The organism is Micrococcus luteus (assembly GCF_022664405.1).
Lineage (GTDB): Bacteria > Actinomycetota > Actinomycetes > Actinomycetales > Micrococcaceae > Micrococcus > Micrococcus luteus.
Genome location: NZ_JAKRLB010000011.1, coordinates 13,948 through 38,730, shown reverse-complemented (window position 1 = coordinate 38,730; position 24,783 = coordinate 13,948). Strand labels below are relative to the sequence as shown.

20 protein-coding genes are annotated in these 24,783 nt (G+C 73.2%); 13 read left to right on the top strand and 7 right to left on the bottom strand.

Features of this window, described 5'->3' with window-relative positions; all coding sequences use genetic code 11:
• Positions 1–36: 36 nt before the first annotated feature.
• Positions 37–960, top strand: a complete 924-nt coding sequence (locus MF605_RS06510; protein ID WP_134416974.1) for a methyltransferase domain-containing protein — start codon at positions 37–39, stop codon at positions 958–960.
• A gap of 30 nt (positions 961–990) precedes the next feature.
• On the opposite strand, the gene MF605_RS06505 is transcribed toward MF605_RS06510, so the two are convergent.
• Positions 991–1,671: an MBL fold metallo-hydrolase gene (locus MF605_RS06505; protein ID WP_134416973.1), complete on the bottom strand. Its 681-nt coding sequence runs from the start codon at positions 1,669–1,671 to the stop codon at positions 991–993.
• Positions 1,672–1,784: 113 nt separating this feature from the next.
• On the opposite strand from MF605_RS06505, the gene uvrA reads away from it, so the two are divergent.
• The 11 genes from uvrA (at position 1,785) to secG (ending at position 14,786) form a co-directional block, all read left to right on the top strand.
• On the top strand, positions 1,785–4,769 hold the full coding sequence (gene uvrA, locus MF605_RS06500) for an excinuclease ABC subunit UvrA (RefSeq protein WP_134416972.1): 2,985 nt from the start codon (positions 1,785–1,787) through the stop codon (positions 4,767–4,769).
• 40 nt (positions 4,770–4,809) lie between these two features.
• The gene (locus MF605_RS06495) at positions 4,810–5,481 is read left to right on the top strand and encodes a lysophospholipid acyltransferase family protein (protein ID WP_036315306.1); all 672 of its coding nucleotides are present in this window, start codon (positions 4,810–4,812) and stop codon (positions 5,479–5,481) included.
• On the top strand, positions 5,474–7,399 hold the full coding sequence (uvrC, locus tag MF605_RS06490) for an excinuclease ABC subunit UvrC (RefSeq protein ID WP_208857726.1): 1,926 nt from the start codon (positions 5,474–5,476) through the stop codon (positions 7,397–7,399). Before MF605_RS06495 ends, uvrC begins: the two co-directional genes overlap by 8 nt.
• Positions 7,396–8,292 (top strand): RNase adapter RapZ, encoded by an 897-nt coding sequence (rapZ, locus tag MF605_RS06485; RefSeq protein WP_036338578.1) that lies wholly within the window; start codon positions 7,396–7,398, stop codon positions 8,290–8,292. The genes uvrC and rapZ overlap by 4 nt, the downstream gene beginning before the upstream one ends.
• Entirely contained in the window at positions 8,289–9,335 is a 1,047-nt protein-coding gene (locus MF605_RS06480; RefSeq protein ID WP_036315301.1) for a gluconeogenesis factor YvcK family protein, read from the top strand. The genes rapZ and MF605_RS06480 overlap by 4 nt, the downstream gene beginning before the upstream one ends.
• Before the next feature lie 31 nt (positions 9,336–9,366).
• Complete coding sequence (gene whiA / locus MF605_RS06475) at positions 9,367–10,332, top strand: DNA-binding protein WhiA (RefSeq protein ID WP_061867952.1); 966 nt, start codon at positions 9,367–9,369, stop codon at positions 10,330–10,332.
• 149 nt (positions 10,333–10,481) lie between these two features.
• Positions 10,482–11,108, top strand: a complete 627-nt coding sequence (locus tag MF605_RS06470; protein ID WP_036315296.1) for a superoxide dismutase — start codon at positions 10,482–10,484, stop codon at positions 11,106–11,108.
• Positions 11,109–11,293: 185 nt separating this feature from the next.
• Complete coding sequence (gene gap / locus MF605_RS06465) at positions 11,294–12,304, top strand: type I glyceraldehyde-3-phosphate dehydrogenase (protein WP_073116869.1); 1,011 nt, start codon at positions 11,294–11,296, stop codon at positions 12,302–12,304.
• Positions 12,305–12,411: 107 nt separating this feature from the next.
• Complete coding sequence (locus tag MF605_RS06460) at positions 12,412–13,659, top strand: phosphoglycerate kinase (protein WP_134416970.1); 1,248 nt, start codon at positions 12,412–12,414, stop codon at positions 13,657–13,659.
• 2 nt (positions 13,660–13,661) lie between these two features.
• A complete protein-coding gene (tpiA, locus tag MF605_RS06455; protein WP_134416969.1) occupies positions 13,662–14,453 on the top strand; it encodes a triose-phosphate isomerase in 792 nt (263 codons plus the stop codon).
• Positions 14,454–14,534: 81 nt separating this feature from the next.
• Complete coding sequence (gene secG, locus MF605_RS06450; RefSeq protein ID WP_036315286.1) at positions 14,535–14,786, top strand: preprotein translocase subunit SecG; 252 nt, start codon at positions 14,535–14,537, stop codon at positions 14,784–14,786.
• A gap of 94 nt (positions 14,787–14,880) precedes the next feature.
• Here the strand turns inward: secG and MF605_RS06445 are convergent, their stop codons facing one another.
• The 5 genes from MF605_RS06445 to tkt are packed head-to-tail and all read right to left on the bottom strand — an operon-like array spanning position 14,881 to position 22,381.
• Complete coding sequence (locus tag MF605_RS06445; RefSeq protein WP_134416968.1) at positions 14,881–15,822, bottom strand: glucose-6-phosphate dehydrogenase assembly protein OpcA; 942 nt, start codon at positions 15,820–15,822, stop codon at positions 14,881–14,883.
• Positions 15,819–17,381, bottom strand: a complete 1,563-nt coding sequence (gene zwf / locus MF605_RS06440; RefSeq protein ID WP_134416967.1) for a glucose-6-phosphate dehydrogenase — start codon at positions 17,379–17,381, stop codon at positions 15,819–15,821. The genes MF605_RS06445 and zwf overlap by 4 nt, the downstream gene beginning before the upstream one ends.
• Positions 17,371–18,972: a phosphoglucose isomerase-related protein gene (locus tag MF605_RS06435; protein WP_134416966.1), complete on the bottom strand. Its 1,602-nt coding sequence runs from the start codon at positions 18,970–18,972 to the stop codon at positions 17,371–17,373. Before MF605_RS06435 ends, zwf begins: the two co-directional genes overlap by 11 nt.
• 55 nt (positions 18,973–19,027) lie before the next feature.
• On the bottom strand, positions 19,028–20,146 hold the full coding sequence (gene tal, locus MF605_RS06430) for a transaldolase (RefSeq protein ID WP_134416965.1): 1,119 nt from the start codon (positions 20,144–20,146) through the stop codon (positions 19,028–19,030).
• A gap of 60 nt (positions 20,147–20,206) precedes the next feature.
• Positions 20,207–22,381, bottom strand: coding sequence for a transketolase (gene tkt, locus MF605_RS06425; protein WP_134416964.1), 2,175 nt, complete (start codon positions 22,379–22,381; stop codon positions 20,207–20,209).
• Positions 22,382–22,643: 262 nt separating this feature from the next.
• Between tkt and MF605_RS06420 the strand changes: the two genes are divergently transcribed.
• Complete coding sequence (locus MF605_RS06420) at positions 22,644–23,642, top strand: heme o synthase (protein ID WP_134416963.1); 999 nt, start codon at positions 22,644–22,646, stop codon at positions 23,640–23,642.
• Between the two features lie 87 nt (positions 23,643–23,729).
• Here MF605_RS06420 and MF605_RS06415 read toward each other — a convergent pair whose 3' ends face one another.
• Entirely contained in the window at positions 23,730–24,746 is a 1,017-nt protein-coding gene (locus MF605_RS06415; RefSeq protein ID WP_060973633.1) for a COX15/CtaA family protein, read from the bottom strand.
• Between the last annotated feature and the right edge of the window lie 37 nt (positions 24,747–24,783).

Here is a 24,783-nt window from a genome sequence, read left to right as displayed (position 1 = left end):
CAGGGTATCGGCCGCTCCGCGCGATACGGTGCCGCCATGAGTCAGATCGCGCCCGAGAGCCCGCACCCGGACACCGACGCCGTCGTGGGGGACGTGACCGGCCGACAGGGCGGGGGGTTCACCTGGGATCCCGCGCAGTACGAGGGCTTCGCCGAGCACCGCGCCCGCCCCTTCCACGACCTGGTGGGGCGCGTGCGCGCCGAGGCCCCGCGCATCGTGGTGGACCTGGGCTGCGGCCCGGGGACCCTGACCCGGACGCTGGCCGAGCGCTGGCCGGACGCTGAGGTGATCGGTCTGGACGACTCGCCCGCCATGCTGGAGCGGGCCCGGGAGCAGGCGGCCCGCACGGGCGCCCCCGCCAACCTGCGCTTCGAGGCGGTCGACGCCTCGCAGTGGCGCCCGTCGAGGGCGACGGACGTCGTGGTGTCCAACGCGATGCTCCAGTGGATCCCGACGCACCGTCGCCTGATCCGGCGCTGGCTCGGGGACCTCACGCCGGGGGCCTGGTTCGCGGCGCAGATCCCGCGGCCCTACGAGCAGCCCTCCCATGCGGCGATCGTGGCGCTGGCGGAGGACCCGGCCTTCTCCGAGCCGCTGCACGGGGTGGCGACGACCCGCACCGTGGCGCCGCCCGAGGAGTACACGCGGCTGTTCCTCGAGGCGGGGTGGTCCCCGGTCGTCTGGGAGACGGAGTACCAGCAGGTGCTGACGGGCGAGGACCCGGTGTTCCGGTGGACCTCCGGCGCGGCCCTGCGACCGAGCCTGCAGGCCCTGGCCCGCTGGGACGCCGAGGAGGGCGCCGCCGAGGGCGCCGGGCTGCTCGAGGCGTTCGTGGACCGGTACCGCGCCGCCATGCGCGAGGCGTACCCGCCGGTGCCCGGCATCACGGCCGACGACGGCGGCCCGGTCACGATCTTCCCGGCCCGGCGCCTGTTCATGGTGGGGCAGAAGCCGGCCTGACGCCGGGCCCGGGACCGCCCGGGCGCACCGTCACCAGCCGCGGTCGGCCCACTCCGGCAGGTGGGGGCGTTCGGCGCCCAGGGTCGTGGACGCGCCGTGGCCGGGGTGGACCACCACGTCGTCGTCGAACGCGTCGAAGATCCGTTCCGTGACGTCCGTGAACAGCTGACGGAACCGGCCGTCGTCGCCCTCGGTGTTGCCCACCCCGCCCGGGAAGAGGGAGTCGCCGGTGAAGAGCACGGCCGGCTCGTCCGCCTCGGGGCGGCACACCAGCGCGATGGACCCGGGCGTGTGGCCGCGCAGGGCCACCACCTCGAGGCGGAGCCCGTCCGCCCCCACGGTGTCCCCGTGGCGCAGGCGCACGTCGGGGGCGACCCCCGTGGCCTCGGCGATCGCGTCGGCGTCGTCCTCGCCGGCCGCCGTGCGGGCCCCGGTCAGGGAGGCCAGCGCCGGCAGCGCGCGCACGTGGTCCCAGTGCCGGTGCGTGGTGACGATCATCTCGAGGCGCGGCTCGCACGGGGTGTCGTCCGCGGCCGAGGCGATGAGGTCGCGGATGGCCTCGGCGTCGTCGGCGGCGTCGATCAGCACCTGCGCCCCCGTGGTCTTGGAGGTGAGCAGGTACACGTTGTTGTCCATCTCCGACACGGAGCAGGTGCGCACCGTGACGGCGGGCAGATCGTGCAGGAGGCGGTTCCGGGCGGTCTCGGGCATGCGCAACAGTGTACGGACGGGGCGGCGAGGCGCCAGGGCGGGCCCAGCCCGCGGTGGGTTCGCCCATAGGCGAGACCCCGGTGTCGTGTCCGTGCCGCCCCTATGCTGGCCGCGTGCCCAAGAACTCCTCCACCACCGTCTCCTCCGCCGTCGAGACCCACGCCGGCGGCCTCGCCTCCGGCCCCGGCGGCGCGCGCTCGGGCGAGCGGGACCGCATCGTCGTCCAGGGCGCCCGCGAGCACAACCTGAAGGACGTGGACGTCAGCTTCCCGCGGGACGCCATGGTCGTGTTCACGGGTCTGTCCGGCTCGGGCAAGTCCTCCCTGGCCTTCGACACGATCTTCGCCGAGGGCCAGCGACGCTACGTCGAGTCGCTCTCCTCCTACGCCCGCATGTTCCTGGGCCGGGTGGACAAGCCGGACGTGGACTTCATCGAGGGCCTGTCCCCGGCCGTGTCCATCGACCAGAAGTCCACCAACCGCAACCCGCGCTCCACGGTGGGGACCATCACCGAGATCTACGACTACATGCGCCTGCTCTGGGCGCGCGTCGGGGTGCCGCACTGCCCGCAGTGCGGGGAGCCGGTGAGCCGGCAGACCCCGCAGCAGATCGTGGACCAGCTCGAGGAGCTGCCCGAGCGCACCCGCTTCCAGGTGCTCGCGCCCGTGGTCCGCGGCCGCAAGGGCGAGTTCGTGGACCTGTTCCAGGACCTGTCCACGCAGGGCTTCGCCCGCGCCGTCGTGGACGGGGAGACCGTCCAGCTCTCGGACCTGCCCGTGCTGAAGAAGCAGGTCAAGCACACCATCGCCGTCGTCGTGGACCGCCTCGCCATGAAGGAGGGCATCCGCCAGCGCCTCACCGACTCGGTGGAGACCGCCCTGAAGCTGGCGGACGGCCTCGTCGTGGCCGAGTTCGTGGACGTGGAGCCGGTCGCCGAGAAGGCCAAGAAGAACACCGCGGAGTTCGGCGGGCGGGACGCCGAGGGCAACCCCCGGTACCGCTCGTTCTCCGAGAAGCTCTCCTGCCCCAACGGGCACGAGCAGACCGTGGACGAGATCGAGCCGCGCTCGTTCTCCTTCAACAACCCGTTCGGCGCGTGCCCCGAGTGCACCGGCATCGGCTCCCGCCTGCAGGTGGACCCGGACCTCGTCGTCGCCAACGACGAGCTGTCCCTGCGTGAGGGCGCCGTGGTGCCGTGGTCGCTGGGCAAGTCCACCTCGGACTACTGGCTGCGCGTGCTCGGCGGGCTGGGCAAGGAGATGGGCTTCTCCCTGGACACCCCGTGGAAGGACCTGACGGAGGCGGAGCGCGACGCCGTCCTGAACGGCAAGGACTTCAAGGTGGAGGTGACGTTCCGCAACCGGTTCGGGCGCGAGCGCCGCTACACCACGGGCTTCGAGGGCGTCATCCCCTACGTGATGCGCAAGCACGGGGAGACCGAGTCGGACGGCGCCCGCGAGCGCTACGAGTCGTTCATGCGGGAGATCCCGTGCCCGGCGTGCCACGGGGCCCGCCTCAACCCCACGGTCCTGAACGTGCTCGTGGGCGGCCTGTCCATCGCGGACGCCACCCGCCTGCCCATGCGGGAGGCCATGGAGTTCTTCTCGGGGCTGCGGCTGACGGACCGGGAGCGGCAGATCGCGGACCAGGTGCTCAAGGAGATCCTGGCCCGGCTGGCGTTCCTGCTGGACGTCGGCCTGGAGTACCTCAACCTGGAGCGGCCGGCCGGCACCCTCTCCGGAGGCGAGGCCCAGCGCATCCGCCTGGCCACGCAGATCGGCTCCGGGCTGGTCGGCGTCCTCTACGTGCTCGACGAGCCGTCCATCGGCCTGCACCAGCGGGACAACCGCCGCCTCATCGAGACCCTCCTGCGCCTGCGGGACCTCGGCAACACCCTCATCGTCGTCGAGCACGACGAGGACACGATCGCCGAGGCGGACTGGATCGTGGACATCGGTCCTCGCGCGGGCGAGCACGGCGGCGAGGTCGTGCACTCGGGCTCCCTGGCGGATCTCAAGGCGAACACGCGGTCCGTCACCGGCGACTACCTCTCCGGGCGCCGCTCCATCGCGGTGCCGGAGCGGCGTCGCGTCCCGGAGAAGGGGCGCGTGCTGACGGTCCGCGGCGCCCAGGAGAACAACCTGAAGGACGTCTCGGTGGAGGTCCCGCTCGGGGTCCTCACGGCCGTGACGGGCGTGTCCGGCTCGGGCAAGTCCACGCTGATCAACGAGATCCTCTACAAGGTCCTGGCCAACCGGCTCAACGGCGCCAAGCTCGTGCCCGGCCGGCACCGGTCCGTGGAGGGGCTCGAGCACCTGGACAAGGTGGTCCACGTGGACCAGAGCCCCATCGGGCGCACGCCGCGCTCCAACCCCGCCACCTACACGGGCGTGTTCGACGCGATCCGCAAGCTCTTCGCGGAGACCCCCGAGGCGAAGGTCCGGGGCTACCAGCAGGGCCGGTTCTCCTTCAACATCAAGGGCGGGCGCTGCGAGGCGTGCGCGGGGGACGGCACGCTGAAGATCGAGATGAACTTCCTGCCGGACGTCTACGTGCCGTGCGAGGTGTGCCACGGGGCCCGGTACAACCGGGAGACGCTCGAGGTCACCTACAAGGGCAAGAACATCGCCGAGGTCCTCGACATGCCGATCGAGGAGGCCGCGGACTTCTTCAGCGCGTACACCCGCATCTCGCGGTACCTGGACACGCTCGTCGACGTCGGTCTGGGCTACGTCCGCCTGGGCCAGCCCGCCACCACGCTCTCGGGCGGCGAGGCCCAGCGCGTGAAGCTGGCGGCCGAGCTCCAGAAGCGCTCCAACGGCCGCACCATCTACGTGCTGGACGAGCCGACCACGGGGCTGCACTTCGACGACATCCGCAAGCTCCTGCACGTGCTCCAGTCCCTCGTGGACAAGGGCAACACGGTGCTCACCATCGAGCACAACCTCGACGTGATCAAGAGCGCCGACCACGTGATCGACCTCGGCCCCGAGGGCGGCTCCGGGGGCGGCACGATCGTGGCCGCGGGCACGCCGGAGGAGGTCGCACACGTCGCGGAGAGCCACACGGGCCGGTTCCTCGCGGAACTGCTCGCGTAGCATGGACCCCGCCCACGCAGGACGCGGACGAAGGAGAGCCATGGCGACGTCGGAGCCCGTGCGCAGGAGCGCCGCCGCGCTCCTGCGGCTCACCTGCCGCCCCGAGGTCGTCGGCATGGAGCACGTCCCTGCGCGGGGCCCCTTCGTCATGGCCTCCAACCACCTGTCCTTCGTCGACTCGGTGATCCTCCAGGCCCTCGCCCCCCGCCCGGTCCACTTCTTCGCCAAGGAGGAGTACTTCACGGGCACGGGCCTGCGGGGCCGCGTCCGGCGGCGGTTCTTCGAGTCCGTGGGCTCCGTCCCCGTCCGCCGGGGCGAGCAGGCCGCCTCCGTGGCCGCGCTCGAGTCCCTCGTGGGCCTGCTCGAGTCCGGCCAGGGCGTCGGCATCTACCCGGAGGGCACCCGCAGCCGCGACGGCCGCCTCTACCGCGGCCGCACCGGTGCGGCCTGGCTGGCCCTGGCCACCGGCGCACCCGTCGTGCCCGTGGGCCTCGTCGGCACGCAGCACCTCCAGCCGCCTGACACCAACGGCTTCCGTCCCCACCGGTTCTCCGTGCGCGTGGGCGCGCCCCTGGACTTCGGCCACCCCGGGCGTCGACACACCCTGCCGCAGCGCCGCGACGCGACGGCGGCGATCATGGACGCCATCGGCGCGCTCTCGGGGCAGGAGCGCGTGGACGCGTACAACGCCGCCCCGGGTGCCCGTGGCTGATCCGGCCTTCTACCGCCCGGCTCCGGGCGAGATCTCCACGTCCCCCGGCGTCTACCGCTTCCGCGACGCGGACGGACGCGTCGTCTACGTCGGCAAGGCGAAGAACCTGCGCGCCCGCCTGAGCTCCTATTTCCAGGACCCGGCTCGGCTGGCCACCAAGACCCGGACCATGGTGTTCACGGCGGCCGCGGTCGAGTGGACCGTCGTCGGCTCCGAGCTGGAGGCGCTCCAGCTCGAGTACACGTGGATCAAGGAGTACCGCCCCCGGTTCAACATCATGTACCGGGACGACAAGTCGTACCCGTACCTGGCCGTGACCATGAACGAGCAGTTCCCGCGCGTCCAGGTGATGCGCGGCGACCGGAAGCCCGGCGTGAAGTACTTCGGCCCGTTCCACCCGGCCAAGGCGATCCGGGAGACCGTGGACCTGATGCTGCGCGTCTTCCCGGTCCGCACGTGCTCGGCGGGCGTGTTCAAGCGGGCCCGCGCCCAGGACCGGCCGTGCCTGCTCGGCTACATCGGCAAGTGCTCGGCGCCCTGCGTGGGCCGGATCAGCCCGGCGGACCATCGCGCGCTGGCCCAGGACTTCTGCGACTTCATGGCCGGGGACGCGAACCGGTTCATCCGCGAGCTGGAGAAGGCCATGGCCCGTGCCGTCGAGGAGCTGCGCTACGAGGACGCGGCCCGGCTGAGGGACGACATCGCCGCGCTGCGCCGCGTGTTCGAGCGCAACGCCGTGGTGCTGCCGGAGAACACGGAGGCGGACATCTTCGCCCTGCACGCGGACGAGCTGGAGGTCGCGGTGCAGGTGTTCCACGTCCGGCAGGGACGCATCCGCGGCCAGCGCGGCTGGGTCATGGAGCGCGTGGAGGACGTCGCCGAGCCGGAGATGGTCGCGCACCTGCTCCAGCAGGTCTACGGCGACCTCGAGGGGCCGGAGCGCATCCCGCACGAGATCCTCGTCCCGGTCGAGCCCGACGACGCCGCACAGCTCACCGAGTGGCTCTCGGGCCTGCGCGGGTCACGGGTCGCCGTGCGCGTGCCCCGGCGGGGCTCGAAGGCGGACCTCATGGAGACCGTCCGGGAGAACGCGGCGATGGCCCTCAAGCTGCACAAGTCGCGGCGGTCCGGGGACCTCACCACCCGCTCCGCCGCCCTGCGGGAGCTGCAGGAGGCCCTGGAGATCACCGAGCCTCTGCTGCGCATCGAGTGCTACGACATCTCCCACTCCCAGGGCACCAACGTGGTCGGCTCGATGGTCGTCATGGAGGACGGGCTGCCGAAGAAGAAGGACTACCGCCGCTTCAACGTCACGGGGGAGGCCGCCCGGGACGACACGGCGTCCCTGCGCGACGTCCTGCGGCGCCGCTTCGCCCGCCTGGCCAAGGAGCGCGCGGAGGGCGCCCCGCTCTCCGGTCAGGTCGAGGGGGACGATCAGGAGTCGGGGCGCCGCTTCGCGTACCCGCCCTCGCTCGTGGTGGTCGACGGCGGCCCGCCCCAGGTGGCCGCGGCCGCGGCGGTCCTCGAGGAGCTCGGCCTGGACGACCTGCCCGTGGTCGGGCTGGCCAAGCGGCTCGAGGAGGTGTGGCTGCCGGGCGACGAGTTCCCGGTGGTCCTGCCGCGCACCTCGGAGGGCCTGTACCTGCTCCAGCGCATCCGCGACGAGTCGCACCGGTTCGCGATCGCCGGCCACCGCAGCCGGCGGTCCAAGGCGATGACCGTCTCCGCCCTGGACGGGATCCCGGGCCTGGGCCCGGCCAAGCGCACCGCGCTGCTGAACCACTTCGGCTCCGTCGCCGAGATCCGGGCCGCCGGCGTGGACCGGCTGACCGAGGTCGCCGGCATCGGGCCGCGGCTGGCCGAGGCCGTCCACACGGCGCTCACGGCCGACACGCCCGCGGATACAGTGGAGTCATGACCGAGGAGACCCTCCAGCCGGAGAAGCCGCCGACATCCGAGGTGCTCGTGATCGCCGGGATGTCCGGCGCCGGACGGACCACCGCCGCGCACGCGCTCGAGGACCACGGCTGGGACGTGGTGGAGAACATGCCGCCGGCCCTGTTCGGCACGCTGGCCGAGCTCATCGCCCGCTCGCCGGAGGCGTTCCCGCGCCTGGCGATCGTGGTGGACGTGCGCTCGCGCTCCTACTTCGAGGAGCTGTACGCCGCCCTGCAGCACCTGGCCAACAGCGGAGTGGAGTATCGCACCGTGTTCCTCGATGCGGAGGACCACGTCCTCCTGCAACGCTTCGAGGCCGGCCGCCGCCCCCACCCGATGCAGGGCAACGCCCGGCTGCTGGACGGCATCCGCGCGGAGCGGGACGTCGTCGAGCCGCTCAAGGCGCGTGCCGACGTCGTGGTGGACACCACCGAGCTGAACGTGCACGGCCTGGCCACGGAGATCACCGAGCTGTTCTCGGAGTCCGGCCCCGTCACGCTGCGCCTGACCATCATGAGCTTCGGGTTCAAGTACGGCGTCCCGGCGGACGCGAACTTCGTGGCGGACATGCGCTTCATCCCCAACCCCCACTGGGTGCCGGCGCTGCGTCCGCACACGGGCACGGAGGCCGCGGTCGCGGACTACGTGCTCTCCCGCCCCGGTGTCGAGGACTTCCTGCGCGCGTACGTCGCCATGCTGGGGCCGGTGTTCGAGGGCTACCGGCGGGAGAACAAGCACTACGCTACGCTCGCCATCGGCTGCACGGGCGGCAAGCACCGCTCCGTGGCCGTCGCCGAGGAGCTGGCCCGGCGCCTGGCCCAGGTGCCCCACGTGACGGTGCACGTCCAGCACCGGGACATGGGGCGCGAATGACGTCCCCGCTCACCGGCCAACTGCCCCTGCCGCCCGGGATGGGTTCGGAAGGGCGCGGGGTGGGCGCCGGCATGTCCCGCCCCACGGCCCGCGTCACCGCCCTCGGCGGCGGCCACGGCCTCTCCGCGTCCCTCGCGGCCCTGCGGCACGTGGCCGGGCACCTCACGGCCATCGTCACGGTGGCGGACGACGGCGGCTCCTCCGGCACCATCCGCCGGGAGATGGCGGTGCTGCCGCCCGGCGACCTCCGCATGGCGCTGGCCGCCCTGTGCGACGACACCGACTGGGGTCGGACCTGGGCCCACGTCATGCAGCACCGCTTCCGCTCCACCGAGGTGCCCGCCGACCAGGCCACCCTGGACAACCACGCGCTCGGGAACCTCCTGATCGTCGCCCTCTGGGAGCTGCTGGGCGACCCGGTGGACGGGCTGCGCTGGGCCGGCGCCCTGCTGCGGGCGCACGGTGAGGTCCTGCCGGTCTCGCGGGTGCCGCTGACCATCGGCGGGGACGTGCTCAGCGCCGGCCCGGACGGCCGCCTGCGCACCCGATGCGTGGAGGGCCAGGTGGCCCTCGCGGTCGCCGCGTTCGAGGGGCGCGTCACCGACGTCCGCCTGAGCCCGTCCGACGCCCCCGCCACCCCGGAGGCGCTCTCGGCGATCGAGCTGGCCGACTGGGTGGTGCTCGGACCCGGCTCGCTGTACACGTCGGTGCTGCCGCACCTGCTGATGCCGGACGTGCGCGCGGCCCTCGCCGCCACCACCGCCCGGCGCCTCATGGTGCTGAACCTGCGCACGGGAGACCAGGAGACCACCGGCCTCACCCACGCCGACCACCTCAAGGTGCTGCGCTCCTATGCGCCGGACCTCCGGCTGGACGTGGTGATCGCCGACGTGGACGCGGTCACCGACCGGGCGGCGGTGGAGGCCGAGGCGGCCCGGATGGGCGCGCGCGTGGCGTTCAGTAGAGTGAGCAGTGCCCAGGATCCCCAGGTCCACGACCCGCTGCGCCTGGCCGTCGCGATCGACGAGGCGATGACCCACTGACGCGCGCACCTCGCCGAGAAGGAGCACTAGCATGGCGCTGACCATGACCCTCAAGGAGGAGCTGGCCCGTGTGCCGGTCGCCGCGACCCCGGAGCGGCGGGCGGAGACCGCGGCGATGCTGCGGTTCGCCGGGGGGTTGCACCTCGTGGCCGGCCGCGTCGTCGTGGAGGCGGAGCTGGACCACGGCGCCAGTGCGCGCCGCCTGCGCGCCGCCATCACCGACCTGTACGGCCTGGCCCCGGAGATCGTGGTGGTCTCCGGCGGCAACCTGCGCCGTGGTCAGCGGTACGTGCTCCGGGTCGTGCGCGGGGGAGAGGACCTCGCCCGGCAGACCGGGCTCATCGACCAGCGGGGACGGCCCGTGCGTGGCCTCGCGCCGGTCCTCGTCAGCGGGACGACGGCGGCCACCGCCGCCGTGTGGCGCGGGGCCCTGCTGGCCCACGGCTCCCTCACCGAGCCCGGCCGCTCGGCGGCCCTCGAGGTGACCACGCCGGGCCCGGAGGCCGCGCTCGCGCTGGTGGGGGCCGCGCGTCGGCTCCGCGTGGCGGCGAAGGCACGCGAGGTGCGTCAGTCGGACCGCGTCGTGGTCCGCGACGGCGAGGCGATCGCCACGCTGCTCGCCGCCGTCGGCGCGGAGCAGACCGCGACTCTCTGGCGCGAGCGGCGCGAGCGCAAAGAGGTCCGGGCCACCGCCAACCGCCTGGCGAACTTCGACGACGCCAACCTGCGCCGCTCCGCCCAGGCCGCCGTCATGGCCGGGGCGAAGGTGGAGCGGGCCCTCGAGATCCTCGGCGACGAGGTGCCCGACCACCTCCGCTACGCGGGCCGGCTGCGCCTCGAGCACAAGCAGGCCTCCCTCGACGAGCTCGGCCGCCTCGCGGACCCGCCGATGACCAAGGACGCCGTCGCCGGGCGCATCCGCCGGCTGCTGGCCATGGCGGACAAGCGGGCCGCCGAGCGGGGCATCCCCGGGACGGACGCGGCCTCCGAGGGCTGAGCGCGGGATCACCGTCGACGGGATCTGGCCCCGTCGCTCCGCCCCCGACCACAATGGAGACGGACGGAATACGCCGCCGGGACGCGGGGTTGCCCGAGGTGGAGGCCGAGGGCGTCCTGCCCGCAGCCTCGCCTGATCAAGGAGGAAGCATGACCGAATACACCCTTCCGGAGCTGGACTACGACTACGCCGCGCTGGAGCCGCACATCTCGGCCCGCATCATGGAGCTGCACCACTCCAAGCACCACGCCACGTACGTCAAGGGCGCGAACACCGCCCTGGAGAAGCTGGCCGCCGCGCGTGAGGCCGGCGACTTCGGCTCCGTGAACCAGCTGTCGAAGGACCTCGCCTTCAACCTGGGCGGGCACACGAACCACTCGATCTTCTGGAAGAACCTCTCGCCGGAGGGCGGCGACAAGCCGACCGGCGAGCTGGCCGCCGCCATCGACGAGTACTTCGGCTCGTTCGACCAGTTCCAGGCCCACTTCACCGCCGCCGCCCTCGGCATCCAGGGCTCCGGCTGGGCCGTGCTGGCCTACGAGCCCATCGGCGGCAACCTGGTGATCGAGCAGTTCTACGACCAGCAGAACGGCGTGCCGGTCGCCACCATCCCGCTGTTCCAGCTGGACATGTGGGAGCACGCCTTCTACCTCGACTACCAGAACGTCAAGGCGGACTACGTCAAGGCGATCTGGAACATCGTGAACTGGGCCGACGTGCAGGCCCGCTTCGAGGCCGCCCGCGCCGGCGCCTCCGGCCTGATCCTCCCGGCCTGATCCACACCGCGCACCGGGGCGCTGACGTCGTGGCCCCACGACGTCAGCGCCCCGATGCGGGGAGGGGCTCGGCGCTCCGGCCCTGTCCCCACCGAGCGCCCGGACCGGGCGCGACCGCTCGACCGCACCGCCCCGGACCCACCGCCACGGGGACCACGCAACGAGAACTGACGAGAGGGACCACCATGACCAAGATCGCCATCAACGGCTACGGCCGCATCGGACGCAACATCGTGCGCGTGCTCAGGGACCGCGGCCACGAGGGCCTCGAGCTGGTCGCCGTGAACGACCTCGCCGACCCCGAGGACCTGTTCTGGCTCACCAAGTACGACACCATCCTGGGCCGCTACCCGGGCGAGCTGGAGCGGACCGAGAAGGGGTTCCGCATCGACGGCCGCGACGTCGCGTTCTTCCAGGAGGCCGACCCGACGAAGCTGCCGTGGGGTGAGCTCGGCGTGGACCTGGTCATCGAGTGCACCGGCATCTTCACGACCGGCCCCAAGGCGCAGGCCCACCTCGACGCGGGGGCCAAGAAGGTCCTCATCTCGGCCCCCGCCAAGGAGGTCGACGGCACCTTTGTGATGGGCGTGAACGAGCACACCTACGACGCGGAGTCGATGCACATCGTCTCGAACGCCTCGTGCACCACGAACTGCCTGGCCCCGATGGCGAAGGTCCTCAACGACGAGTTCGGCATCGTGGACGGCATCATGACCACGATCCACGCGTACACCGGCGACCAGAACCTGCACGACAACGTGCACAAGAAGGATCGCCGTCGGGCGCGCGCCGCGGCCCAGAACATGGTGCCCACCTCCACGGGCGCGGCGAAGGCCATCGGCGAGGTCATCCCGGAGCTGAAGGGCAAGCTGGACGGCTTCGCCATGCGGGTGCCCACCATCACCGGCTCGGCCACCGACCTGACCGTGGAGCTGACGCGCCACGTGGAGGTCGAGGAGGTCAATGCGGCGTTCAAGAGGGCCGCGGAGTCCGGCCCGCTGCAGGGCCGCCTGGTCTACTCCGAGGATCCGATCGTGTCCTCGGACATCATCACCTCCCCGGCGGCGTGCACCTTCGACGCCCCGCTGACCAAGTCCATCGGCCAGACCGTGAAGGTCATCGGCTGGTACGACAACGAGTACGGCTACACCTCCCAGCTCATGGACTTCGCGGACCTCATCGGTTCGAAGCTCTGAGCCCGCACGGCGCCCGACGGCCCGGGCCGACGGTTCCCCCGTCGGCCCGGGCCGTCCGCCTAGACTGCACCGTGAACCGACCCCGCTCCGGCACCCCAGGAGGCATCATGCCCGCATCGACCCTCAACGATCTGCTCGAGGCCGGCGTCGCCGGCCGCACCGTGCTCATCCGGTCCGACCTGAACGTCCCGCTGGATGGGGACACCGTCACCGACGACGGCCGTATCCGTGCCTCGCTTCCCGCGATTCGGGACCTGGCCGAGGCCGGCGCGCGCGTAATCGTCATGGCCCACCTGGGCCGCCCCAAGGGTGAGCCGGACCCCGCGTACTCCCTCCGCCCCGTCGCCGCGCGCATGGCCGAGCTGCTGGGCGCCGACGTCGCCCTCGCCGCGGACGTGACCGGGGACGACGCGCGCGCGAAGGCCGCCGCCCTGCAGGACGGCCAGGTGCTGCTGCTGGAGAACGTGCGCTTCGACGCCCGCGAGACCTCCAAGGACGATGCCGAGCGCGCCGCCCTCGCCGACGAGATGGCGGCGCTGGCCGGCGAGGACGGCGCCTACGTGGGCGACGCCTTCGGCGCGGTCCACCGCAAGCACGCCTCCGTGTTCGACGTCGCGGCGCAGCTGCCGGCCCACCAGGGCCCGCTGGTCGCCGCCGAGCTCGAGGTGCTCACCCGTCTGACCGAGTCCCCGGAGCGGCCCTACGTCGTCGTGCTGGGCGGGTCCAAGGTCTCGGACAAGCTGGCCGTGATCGACAACCTGCTGGACAAGGCCGACACGCTGCTGATCGGCGGCGGCATGCTCTTCACGTTCCTCAAGGCGCAGGGCCACGAGGTGGGCGCCTCCCTGCTCGAGGAGGACCAGCTCGACACCGTCCGCGAGTACCTGCGCCGCTCCGAGGCCGGGGCCGCCCGCATCGTGCTCCCCACGGACATCGTCATGGCCTCCGGCTTCGCGGCCGACGCCGAGCACGAGGTCCTGGCCGTGGACGCCCTCACCTCGGGCGCGCACGGCGCGTCCGCCATGGGCCTGGACATCGGCCCGGAGACGGCCCGGGCGTTCGCGGAGCAGATCCGCGGCGCCCAGACCGTGTTCTGGAACGGCCCCATGGGCGTGTTCGAGTTCCCGGCCTTCGCGGAGGGCACCCGCGCGGTGGCCCAGGCCCTCACCGAGGCCTCCGCGGCCGGCGGCCTGTCGGTGGTCGGCGGCGGCGACTCCGCGGCGGCCGTGCGCACGCTGGGCTTCGCCGACGACGCGTTCGGCCACATCTCCACCGGCGGCGGCGCCTCCCTCGAATACCTCGAGGGCAAGGAGCTCCCGGGCGTCACCGCCCTGGCCGGCGAGGGGCGGGCGTGAGCATGGCGGAGCAGACCACGCGCGTGCCGCTGATCGCGGGCAACTGGAAGATGAACCTGGACCACCTCGAGGCCGTCACCCTGGTGCAGCGCCTCACGTGGCTCCTCACGGACGCGGACCATGACCAGGAGGCCGTGGAGGTCGCGGTGTTCCCGCCCTTCACGGACCTGCGGTCCGTGCAGACGCTCGTCGCCGGCGACCGTCTGGACCTCGCCTACGGCGCGCAGGACCTCTCGCCCGAGGACGCCGGCGCCTACACGGGCGACGTCTCCGGCGCGTTCCTGGCCGCGCTGGGGTGCCGCTACGCGATCGTGGGCCACTCCGAGCGTCGCACCCTCCACGGGGAGGACGACGCGCTCGTGGCCCGCAAGGCCGCCGCGGCCCTGCGCCACGGCCTCACCCCGGTGATCTGCGTGGGCGAGGGCCTGGAGGTGCGCCAGGCCGGCCGGCACGTCGAGCACACGCTCGCCCAGCTGGAGGGCTCCATCGCGGGCCTGTCGGCGCAGGACGTGGCCGGCGTCGTCGTCGCCTACGAGCCCGTATGGGCGATCGGCACGGGCGAGGTCGCCGGCCCCGAGGACGCACAGCAGATGTGCGCGGCCCTGCGCGCCCGCGTGGCCGCACTGCACGGCGACGACGTCGCCGCCGGACTGCGGATCCTCTACGGCGGCTCCGTGAAGTCCTCCAGCGCGCCGGCGCTGCTGGCGCAGCCGGACGTGGACGGCGCCCTCGTGGGCGGCGCCAGCCTCGACGCGGACGAGTTTGCTAAGATCGTCCGGTTCGACCAGGCCTGATCCGTCCGGCCCGACCGACCGCATTCTCCGTGACGGCCCCGGCGCGCGCCGGGGCCGCACCTCGACCCGAGGAGCCCTCCCGTGGACGTCCTGACCCTGGCCCTGCAGATCCTCGTGGTCGTGCTCAGCGTGGTCATCGTGCTGCTCATCCTGCTGCACAAGGGCCGCGGCGGCGGCGTCTCGGACATGTTCGGCGGCGGCGTGACCAGCTCGATGAGCTCCTCGGGCTCCGCCCAGCGTCTGCTCACCCGCCTGACCGTCGGCTCCGTGGTCGCCTGGGGTGTCGTGATCGCCCTGCTCGGCGTCCTGCCGCGACTGACCATGGAGTCCTGAGGCCGCCCCCGCCGGGCCCCGACGCGAACGCCCCGCACGGAAGATCCGTGCGGGGCGTTCGCGCGTCCCGGGCCGGTGGGGCGCCGGGGGCCCCTCAGCGTTCGGAGGCCTGCACGGGGGAGAGGTCCGTGCGCGGCAGGCCCTGGTGGAGCACGGCGCCGAAGACCTCGTCCGGGTCCAGGCGGCGCAGCTCCTCGGCCAGGCAGTCCTGGATCGTCCGGCGTGGCAGGGAGATGCGCTGCACTGGCCGGCCCTGCTGATAGAGCCGGGCCACCTGTGAGTGCGAGCGGGAGAGCACCACGTCCCCGTCCGTGCACCGCAGGCGCACCGCACGGATCCCGTGGCCGACCTTCGAGTGCGCGATCGTCACGGGCACCTTCAGGGTCAGGGTGAGCCACGCCGCGAGCAGCATGGTGCTGGGGGAGTCCGGCGCCCCGTCCACCGTCACCGAGCGCAGGGTGGCCACGTCGAGCGTGTCGAAGATCCCGGCCACCTGGATCCGCCACAGCGTCAGGCGCGTCCAGGCCAGGTCGGTGTCGCCCTCATGGTGGCCCGCGCGCAGAGCCCACAGGGCGGGCTCGGCCGTGGACGCCGAGGCCGTGTCCGTGATCCGGCGGTGGGCCAGGCGGCCGAGCGCCGTCGCCGAGGGGACCTCGGGCGGCACCCCGGGCCACCACGCGACGATGGGCGCATCGGGCAGGAGCAGCCCGGAGACGAGCGACTCGTCGGCGTGGGCGTTCTCCCCGGCGCACCACAGCACCACGACGTCGGAGGCGCCGGCGTCGCCGCCGACCCGGATCTCGGCGTCCAGGCGGGTGGGGGCCGCGGGGTCGCCCAGGGCCAGGACGACGATGCGGCACGGGTGTTCGAGCGAGGCCGCGTTGGCGGCCTGGACGGCGGACTCGATGCCGGCGTCGTCCGTGCTGATCACGAGGGTCAGGACGCGGCCGAGGGCCACGACCCCGCTCTTCTCGCGCAGCTGCGTGATGCGCTTGGCCACCTGGGAGGTGGTGGTGTCGTGCATGCGGATCTTCACGGGCGCCTCCAGCTTCGTCCGTCGCGGGCCATGAGGGCGTCGGCCGAGGGCGGTCCCCACGTGCCCGGGGCGTAGGGCTCGGGCTGGGTGCCCAGGCTCGCCCAGTGCTCCTCGAACGGGTCCACGATCCGCCAGGACAGCTCCACCTCGGCCTGGCGCGGGAACAGCGGCGGCTCCCCGAGGAGCACATCGAGGATGAGGCGTTCGTACGCCTCGGGGGAGTCCTCGGTGAAGGCGTGGCCGTAGCCGAAGTCCATCGTGACGTCGCGGATCTCGGTCTGCGTGCCGGGCACCTTGGACGCGAAGCGGATGGTGACGCCCTCGTCCGGCTGCACCCGGATGACGATGATGTTCTGCCCGAACTCGTCCCCGTCGTGGACGGGGAACAGCAGGTGCGGGGGCTTCTTGAAGACGACGGCGATCTCCGTCACCCGCCGGCCGAGGCGCTTGCCGGCCCGCAGGTAGAACGGGACGCCCTGCCAGCGGCGCGTGCGGATGCCCACCTTGAGCGCGGCATAGGTCTCCGTGACGGACGCCGGGTTGAAGCCCTCCTCGTCGAGGAATCCCGTGACCCGCTCGCCGCCCTGCCAGCCGGAGGTGTACTGGCCGCGGGCGGAGGCCGCCGCGAGTCCCTCGGGCGTGTCCGGGACGGTCACGGCCTCGAGGACCTTCTCCTTCTCCGCGCGCAGGTGGTCCGCGTCGAACGAGATCGGCTCCTCCATCGCGGTGAACGCGAGCAGCTGCAGGAGGTGGTTCTGGATGACGTCGCGGGCCGCGCCCACGCCGTCGTAGTAGCTCGCCCGTCCGCCGATGCCGATGTCCTCGGCCATCGTGATCTGGACGTGGTCCACGTGCTCCGCGTTCCAGAGCGGCTCGAACATCCGGTTGGCGAACCGGAACGCGAGGATGTTCTGCACCGTCTCCTTGCCGAGGTAGTGGTCGATGCGGAACACGGCGTCCGAGGGGAAGACGCGCTCGATCACGGCGTTGAGCTCCTGCGCGCTGGCCAGGTCGTGGCCGAAGGGCTTCTCGATGACCACGCGGCGCCACGGGCCGTCGGCCGGCTTGGACCGGTCGGCCAGGCCCTGGTCGGCCAGGTGGCGGGAGACGGCCTCGAACCAGTCCGGCGGGATGGAGAGGTAGAACGCCGTGTTCCCGCGCGTGCCGCGTGAGGTCTCGAGCTCGGCGAGCACCTCGTCGAGACGGACATAGGCCGCCTCGTCGTCGAACGCGCCGGAGACGAAGCGCAGGCCGCCCCGGAACTGGTCCCACACGGTCTCGTCGAAGGTGGTTCGGGAGGAGGCCTCCACGGCGGCACGCACGTAGTCGGCGAACTCCTCGTCGGACCAGTCGCGGCGGCCGAAGCCGACGAGGGAGAACGCCGGCGGCAGCAGGCCGCGCTGGGCCAGGTCGTACATGGCCGGCAGGAGCTTCTTCTTCGCCAGGTCGCCCGTCACGCCGAACAGCACGAGGGCCGACGGACCCGCGATGCGGGTCAGGCGCCGGTCACGGGGGTCGCGCAGCGGGTTGCGGGGGACGGTCCGGGACTCACCGGCCACGGACGGCGCTCCTCAGGGCCTCGATGCCCGCGTCGCGGCGGCGCAGGTGCAGGGTGACCACGGGGCGGCCGAGATCGCCGAGCACCCGGGCGTCGCCCGCGGCCTGCGCGGCGATGAGCCTGCCCAGGGAGAACGGGCGTCCGGGCACCTCGAGGTCCAGGCCGGCGTCGCCGGTGATCTGCAGGAACACGCCGACGGCCGGGCCGCCCTTGTGGAACTGCCCGGTGGAGTGCAGGAACCGCGGACCCCAGCCGAACGTGACCGGGCGGCCGACCAGGTCCGCCAGGTCCGCGCGCAGCTCCTCGAGCTCGGCGTCGTCGTGACGGGAGAGGTAGGCGTGGACCGCCAGGTAGCCGTCCTCGGGCACCAGCGGCGCCGTGGCGCGCAGCACGCCGGCCAGGTCCGGGGCAGAGGTCACGGACGCCGGGCCGGAGACCTCGACGCCCTCCACCTCACCGTCGGCCGTCCGCTCGGCGGCAGGGCTGTCCAGCAGGGTGCGGGCGGCGGCCTTGGCGGCCTCCACGTCCGGCTGGTCGAAGGGGTTGATCCCGAGCAGACGACCGGCCACCGCGGTGGCCACCTCCCACAGCAGCAGCTGGGCGCCGAGCGAGCCGGCGACCTGCACGCCGTGGCCCGGGGCCGCGACGTCGTCCTCGCCGACGAGCTGCACCTGCAGCAGGTCGGGGGCGTCCCACGCGGTCTCGGGGTCGCCGGGGGCGACGACGACGGGCAGCAGCCCGGTGCCGTCCTTGCCCGTGGACTCGGCGATCAGCTGCTCGATCCAGGCCGGCAGTCCGGCGATGCCGGACCCGTGGTCGGCGAAGACGAGCTTGTCGCGCAGCGGACGGGTGCCGCCCAGGGCCGCGCCGAGCTGCAGGCCCGGGTTGTCCTCGTCGTCGGCGATCAGCAGGTCGAGCACGGCCTCCGCGTCGTCCAGCAGAGCCGCGACGTCCACGCCGGCCAGGCCGGTGGGGACCAGGCCGAACGCGGTGAGGGCCGAGAAGCGCCCGCCCACGGTCGGGTCCGCGGTGAAGACGGCGCGCCAGCCGGCGGACTCGCACGCGGCGTGCAGCGGTGAGCCCGGGTCCGTGACGGCGACCAGGCGGGTGCGGGGGTCGATCCCGGCGTCGCGGAACGCGGCCTCGAGGACGCGGCGCTGCGAGTCGGTCTCCACGGTGGAGCCGGACTTGGAGGAGACCACCAGCACGGTCCGCTCGAGGTCGCGCTCGAGGGCGCGGGAGACCTGGAGCGGGTCCGTGGAGTCCAGGACCTCGAGCTCGACGCCGGCCGTCGCCGCGATCACCTCGGGGGCCAGGGACGAGCCGCCCATGCCCGCCAGGACCACGCGGTCCACGCCCTCGGCGCGCAGCTCCCGGGTCAGCTGGGCGATGTGCGGGACGAGGGCGCGGGAGTCCTCGAACAGGTCGATCCAGCCGAGCCGCTTGGCGGCCTCGTCGCGGGCCGGCGCCCCCCACAGGTCGGCGTCCTGCTCCCCGAGGCGGGAGGCGACGCGGTCCTGGAGGAGAGCGGGCAGATGGCGGTCGATCGCCTCGAGGGCGGCTCCGGTGGCGGTGAGGCCGAGGGTGCTCATGGGGGGTCCTTCCGTGCGCGTGGCGAGCGGGCGGCGGGGTCGGGGGCGGGTGCGGTCAGCGGTGGGCGTCGAGCCCGGAGCGGACCGAGCCGAGCAGCTCGTCCCACGCGGCCTCGAACTTCTCCAGGCCCTCAGTCTCCAGCACGTCCACGACGTCCTGGTAGGACACGCCCGCCGCGCCGACCGCGTCGAGCAGGGCGTCGGCGTCGGCGTAGGCGCCCGTGACGGTGTCCGCCGTGATCACCCCGTGGTCGGCGACCGCCTCGAGGGTCTTCTCCGGCAGGGTGGTCACGGTGTGCGGTGCCACGAGCTCGGTGACGTACAGCGTGTCCGGCAGGGCGGGGTCCTTGACACCGGTGGAGGCCCACAGGGGCCGCTGCACCGGGGCGCCGGCCGCCTCGAGCAGGCGCCAGCGCTCCGAGTCCAGGGCCTGCTCGAAGGCGCGGTAGGCCAGGCGGGCGTTGGCGACGGCGGCCCGGCCGGTCAGCGCCTCGGCCTCGGGGGTGCCGATCGCGCGCAGGCGCGCGTCGACCTCGGTGTCCACACGGGAGACGAAGAAGGAGGCCACCGAGTGGAGGCGACGGACGTCGTGCCCGTTCGCCCGGGCCTTCTCCAGGCCGGTGAGCCACGCGTTGAGCACCTGGCGGTAGCGGGGCAGCGAGAAGACCAGGGTCACGTTCACGCTGATGCCCTCGCCGAGCACGTCCGCGATGGCGGACAGGCCCTCCACGGTCGCGGGGATCTTCACCATGAGGTTGGGCCGGTCGACGGCCGCCGCCAGCTCGCGGGCCTGGGCCACGGTGCCGGCGGCGTCGCGGGCCAGGCGCGGATCGACCTCGAGGGAGACGAACCCGTCCGCCCCGCCGGTGCGCTCGTGGACGGGTGCGAGCACGTCGGCGGCGCGGCGCACGTCCTCGGTCGTCAGGGCGACGACGGCCTCGTCCACCGAGGCGCCGGCCGCGGCGAGGTCGCGCAGCTGGCCCTGGTAGGCGCCCGCGTCCGCGAGGGCGACGGCGAAGATGGACGGGTTCGTGGTGACGCCGGTGACCGAGTGGGTGGCGATCAGCTTCTCGAGCGTGCCCTCGTCCAGCCGCGTGCGGGAGAGGTCGTCGAGCCAGATCGACACACCGGCCTGGGCCAGCGCGGCGGTGTTCGGGTTCTGCGGGGTGCTCATGGTCTGCGGGTGCCTTCCCTTCGGGGGTGGACGTGCTCGGGGCGTCGCGGGCGCCGGGCCTCAGAGGAGGCCGCGGGTCACCTCGGCGACGTGCTCACCGGTGAATCCGTACTTCTCCATCAGGCGGGCGCCGTCGGCCGACTCGCCGTAGTGCTCGAGGCTCACGCGGGCGCCCGGGGAGGAGGCCGTCACCGTGTGCTCGAACCACGGCATCGCGACGCCGGCCTCGACGGAGACGCGGACCGGGGCGTCGGGGCCGTCGGGCAGGACCTCGGCCCGGTAGGCCGCGTCCTGCTCGGCGAACCACTCGAGGCACGGGGCGGAGACGACGCGGGTCGGGACGCCGTCGGCCTGCAGCAGCTCGCGGGCCCGCACGGCCACGGAGACCTCGGAGCCGGTCGCGATCAGCAGCGCGCGGGCCGGCGTCGGCGCGCCGTCGGCATCCGTGGCGTCGACGAGGACGTAGGCGCCGCGTGCCACGCCCGAGGCGGGGGCGAAGCCGTCCGTGCCCCGGGGGAGCACGGGCAGGTTCTGCCGGGACAGGATGAGTCCGGCCGGGCGGTCCCGGAGCTCGAGCACCGTCCGCCACGCCCACGCGGTCTCGTTCGCGTCGGCCGGGCGGACGACGTCGAGCCCGGGGATGGCCCGCAGTGCGGCCAGGTGCTCCACCGGCTGGTGCGTGGGGCCGTCCTCGCCGAGGCCGATGGAGTCGTGCGTCCACACGTACGTGCTCGGGGTGCCCATGAGGGCGGCCAGGCGGACGGCGGGGCGCATGTAGTCGGAGAACGTCAGGAACGTGCCCATGTACGCACGGGTCAGGCCGCCGATCGTGATGCCGTTGACGATCGCCCCGGCCGCGAACTCGCGGATGCCGAAGTGCAGGGTGCGGCCGTGCTCGTCGCCCCGCCAGGTGGCGGTGGAGCGGTGGGCCGGGATGAAGGAGGGCTCGCCCTTCATGGTCGTGTTGTTCGACCCGGCGAGGTCGGCCGAGCCGCCCCAGAGCTCGGGCATGACCGGCGCGAGGGCCGTGAGCACCTCACCGGAGGCCGCGCGCGTGGCCAGGCCCTTCTCGTCCGCGTCCCAGGACGGGAACGCGTCCGCGAAGCCGGCGGGCAGCTCTCGACCGGCCAGTCGGTCGTACAGCCGCGCGTTCTCCGGGTTCGCCTCGCGCCAGGCCTGGAACGCCGCCTCCCACCCGCGGCGGTACTCGGCCGAGCGCTCGGCGATGGACCGGGCACCGGCCAGGAGCTCGGGGTCCACGTCGAAGGTCGTGGTCGGGTCCAGCCCGAGGCCTTCCTTGAGGCCGGCGACCTCGTCCGTGCCGAGCTTGGAGCCGTGGATGCCGCCGGTGTTCTGCTTCGTGGGGGAGGGCCAGCCGATCACGGTGCGCAGCTTGATCAGCGAGGGCCGGCCGGTCTCGGCCTTGGCCGCCACGAGGGCATCGTACAAGGCCTCCACGTCCTCCGTGTACTCGGTCACGGCGTGGCCCTGGGCGCCGTTGGTCCAGTCGACCTCCTGCACGTGCCAGCCGTAGGCCTCGTAGCGGCGCACCACGTCCTCGGTGAACGCGACGTCCGTGTCGTCCTCGATCGAGATGCGGTTCGCGTCGTAGACGACCACCAGGTTCCCGAGCTCCTGGTGCCCGGCCAGCGAGGAGGCCTCGGCGGCGACGCCCTCCTGGATGTCCCCGTCGGAGGCGAGCACGAACACGTGGTGGTCGAACGGGGAGGTGCCGGGGGCGGCGTCGGGGTCCATCAGCCCGCGCACGCGGCGCTGCTCGTACGCGAAGCCGACGCCCATCGCCAGGCCCTGGCCCAGCGGACCCGTGGTCACCTCGACGCCGTGGGTGTGGCCGTACTCCGGGTGGCCCGGGGTCCTGGATCCCTCGGTGCGCAGCGCCTGGATGTCCTCGATCTCGAGCCCGGCGCCCGCGGCGAACAGCTGCAGGTACTGGATGAGCGAGGCGTGGCCCGCGGAGAGGATGAAGCGGTCCCGGCCCTCCCAGCGGTCGTCCGTGGGGTCCAGGTGCATGACGTTCTGGTACAGCTGCCACGCCACGGGGGCCAGCGAGATCGCGGTGCCGGGGTGGCCGTGCCCGGCCTTCTCCACGGCGTCCGCCGAGAGCGCCTTGAGCGTGTCCACCATCCGGCGGTCCTGCTCCGAGTAGACGAACCCGCGGGCCGGGGCCACCCGGTCCAGGGTCGCGGGGGGGAACGGCTGCGCGGCGTCGGTCACGGGTTCTCTCCTGGCGGATCGGGAGTGTCGGGGTGCGACCCCGGCCGACGCCGGGGCGTCGCGGCGCGGGGCCGTCGTCCCAGCCTAGCCGCGCGACGGCGGGGCGGGCCCGACCGGGCGCCCCATGACATGGTTCGCCCCCGGGCGAACAGCCGTTGACACGAGTAGACTGGGCCAAGGCCTGCCCGCAGGCGGACCGCCCGAGTGGCCGATCCGAACCCCGGGACGGGCACGCCCACCGTCCCCTCACCGTGAGAAGCAGATGTCATCCTCCCTGGAGTCGCCGTCCGCCGCCCGCGTCGCCGCCGCCCGCGTCGCCGCCGCCGAGCCCGGCGTCGTCGACCGGTCCCCGCTGCCCCTGCGCCGCAAGGTCCGGGCGTACGTCGAGCTGACGAAGCCCCGGGTGATCGAGCTGCTGCTGGTGACCACGCTGCCGACCATGATCTTCGCGCAGCGCGGCTTCCCGGACGTGCTCACCATGATCGCCACGCTCGTCGGCGGTGCGCTCGCCGCCGGCGCCTCCGGCACCTTCAACTGCTACATCGACCGCGACATCGACCGGGTCATGAAGCGCACCGAGAACCGGCCGCTCGTCACCGGCGAGGTCACCCCCCGCGAGGCCCTCGTGTTCGCGTGGGTGCAGACGGTCGTGTCCATCCTGATCCTCGGGTTCGGCGCCAACTGGCTGGCGGCCGGCCTGGGTGTGGCCGCCATCTTCTTCTACGTGGTCGTGTACTCGCTCGTGCTCAAGCGCCGCACGGAGCAGAACATCGTGTGGGGCGGCATCGCCGGCTGCTTCCCCGTGCTGATCGGCTGGGCGGCCGTGCGCGGGACCGTCGAGTGGCCGGCCATCGTGCTGTTCCTCGTGGTCTTCCTGTGGACGCCCCCGCACTACTGGCCGCTGTCCATGAAGTACAAGCGCGACTACCAGCAGGCCGACGTGCCGATGCTCGGCGCCATCGCCTCCGCGCGCCACGTCTCCAACCAGGTCGTGCTCTACGCGTGGGCCACCGTGGCGTGCTCCCTCCTGCTCGTGCCGATGGGCTGGGCCGGCATCGTCTACACCGCGGTCGCGCTCGTCGTCGGAGCCTGGTTCATCTGGGAGTCCCATGTGCTGCAGGTGCAGGCCCAGCGCGAGGACTTCGAGGACCGCAAGGCCATGAAGGTCTTCCACCTCTCCATCACCTATCTGACGCTGCTGTTCATCGCCCTGGCCGTGGACCCGTTCGTGGGCGCGCCGCTGATGCACTTCGGCGCCTGAGCGCCGGTCCGCCCCCAGCGCTCCCCGGGACGCAGACGACGACGGCCCCGCACCAGCCGGTGCGGGGCCGTTCGCGTGCGCGGGGCGTCAGCCCGCGGCGACGGTGCGCGTGGGGGCGGCGGCCTCGACCGGGACACCCGGCCCGGCCGTGACGTAGCGGGCGACCTGGCGGTCCCAGGTCTCCGTCGCGGCGGCCACGAGCAGGGCAGAGCCCAGCATGTGCAGCAGGACCACGCCGATCGGCAGGCCCGTGAAGTGCTGGGTGTAGCCCACGACGGCCTGGAACACGAGGGCGAGCAGGAGCCGCAGCACGGCGGCGCGCTGCAGGCGGGAAGCACCGGCCGCGCGGCGCACCGTGAAGAACAGGACGAGGGCGGCCGCCAGGAGCAGGTACACCGGGACCACGTGGGCACGCGTGACCAGCAGCGGGTCGAACTCGTGGCGCGGCGAGCCGGGGTCGCCGGAGTGCGGGCCCGTGCCGGTCACCACGGTGCCCAGGTACACGGCGGCCCACGTCAGCGCGAACGCCGCCCAGGCGGCGGCACGGGACCGGCCGGTGGTGGCGCCGTCCACGAGGGGCACCCCCGCCCGGCCGGCACGGCGCTCGGCGGCGATGCGCACCACGAGCAGGGTCGCCACGGCCACCATGATCGAGGACACGATGAAGTGGCCGGCCACCCACCACGGGTTCAGATTCGTCAGGACCACGACGCCGCCCACGAGGGCCTGCGCGGGAATGCCGGCCAGCAGGCCCACGGAGAGCCAGAAGGGGCTCCGGTGGGTGCCGCGCAGGTTCCACAGGGACAGGAACATGGCGGCGGCGATGACCACCAGGACGAACGTCAGCATCCGGTTGCCGAATTCGATGTAGCCGTGGATGCCCATCTCCGGGGTGTTGGTGAGGGACTCGGGCGAGCACTTGGGCCACGTGGGGCAGCCCAGGCCGGAGCCGGTGAGGCGCACGGCGCCGCCGGTGACGATGATGCCGATCTCGGACGCCAGGGACGCCACGGCGAGGGCCATGGTGGCCTTCGAGAGGCGCTGCGGCAGACGGGCGGCGAGCCCGGCCGGGGCGGTCCGGGCCGCGGGGGTGGTGGTGGACACGGTGTCCTTCCGATCGTTCGATGCAGGGGGACGGGGA

Excerpts from the sequence above, each read along its gene's own strand:
- MF605_RS06435 (WP_134416966.1), bottom strand. The coding sequence starts at position 18,972 with ATGAGCACCCTCGGCCTCACCGCCACCGGAGCCGCCCTCGAGGCGATC.
- MF605_RS06480 (WP_036315301.1), top strand. The coding sequence starts at position 8,289 with ATGACGTCCCCGCTCACCGGCCAACTGCCCCTGCCGCCCGGGATGGGT.
- whiA (WP_061867952.1), top strand. The coding sequence starts at position 9,367 with ATGGCGCTGACCATGACCCTCAAGGAGGAGCTGGCCCGTGTGCCGGTC.
- gap (WP_073116869.1), top strand. The coding sequence starts at position 11,294 with ATGACCAAGATCGCCATCAACGGCTACGGCCGCATCGGACGCAACATC.
- tal (WP_134416965.1), bottom strand. The coding sequence starts at position 20,146 with ATGAGCACCCCGCAGAACCCGAACACCGCCGCGCTGGCCCAGGCCGGT.
- MF605_RS06495 (WP_036315306.1), top strand. The coding sequence starts at position 4,810 with ATGGCGACGTCGGAGCCCGTGCGCAGGAGCGCCGCCGCGCTCCTGCGG.
- MF605_RS06420 (WP_134416963.1), top strand. The coding sequence starts at position 22,644 with ATGTCATCCTCCCTGGAGTCGCCGTCCGCCGCCCGCGTCGCCGCCGCC.
- MF605_RS06460 (WP_134416970.1), top strand. The coding sequence starts at position 12,412 with ATGCCCGCATCGACCCTCAACGATCTGCTCGAGGCCGGCGTCGCCGGC.
- tpiA (WP_134416969.1), top strand. The coding sequence starts at position 13,662 with ATGGCGGAGCAGACCACGCGCGTGCCGCTGATCGCGGGCAACTGGAAG.
- rapZ (WP_036338578.1), top strand. The coding sequence starts at position 7,396 with ATGACCGAGGAGACCCTCCAGCCGGAGAAGCCGCCGACATCCGAGGTG.
- MF605_RS06470 (WP_036315296.1), top strand. The coding sequence starts at position 10,482 with ATGACCGAATACACCCTTCCGGAGCTGGACTACGACTACGCCGCGCTG.
- MF605_RS06505 (WP_134416973.1), bottom strand. The coding sequence starts at position 1,671 with ATGCCCGAGACCGCCCGGAACCGCCTCCTGCACGATCTGCCCGCCGTC.
- MF605_RS06510 (WP_134416974.1), top strand. The coding sequence starts at position 37 with ATGAGTCAGATCGCGCCCGAGAGCCCGCACCCGGACACCGACGCCGTC.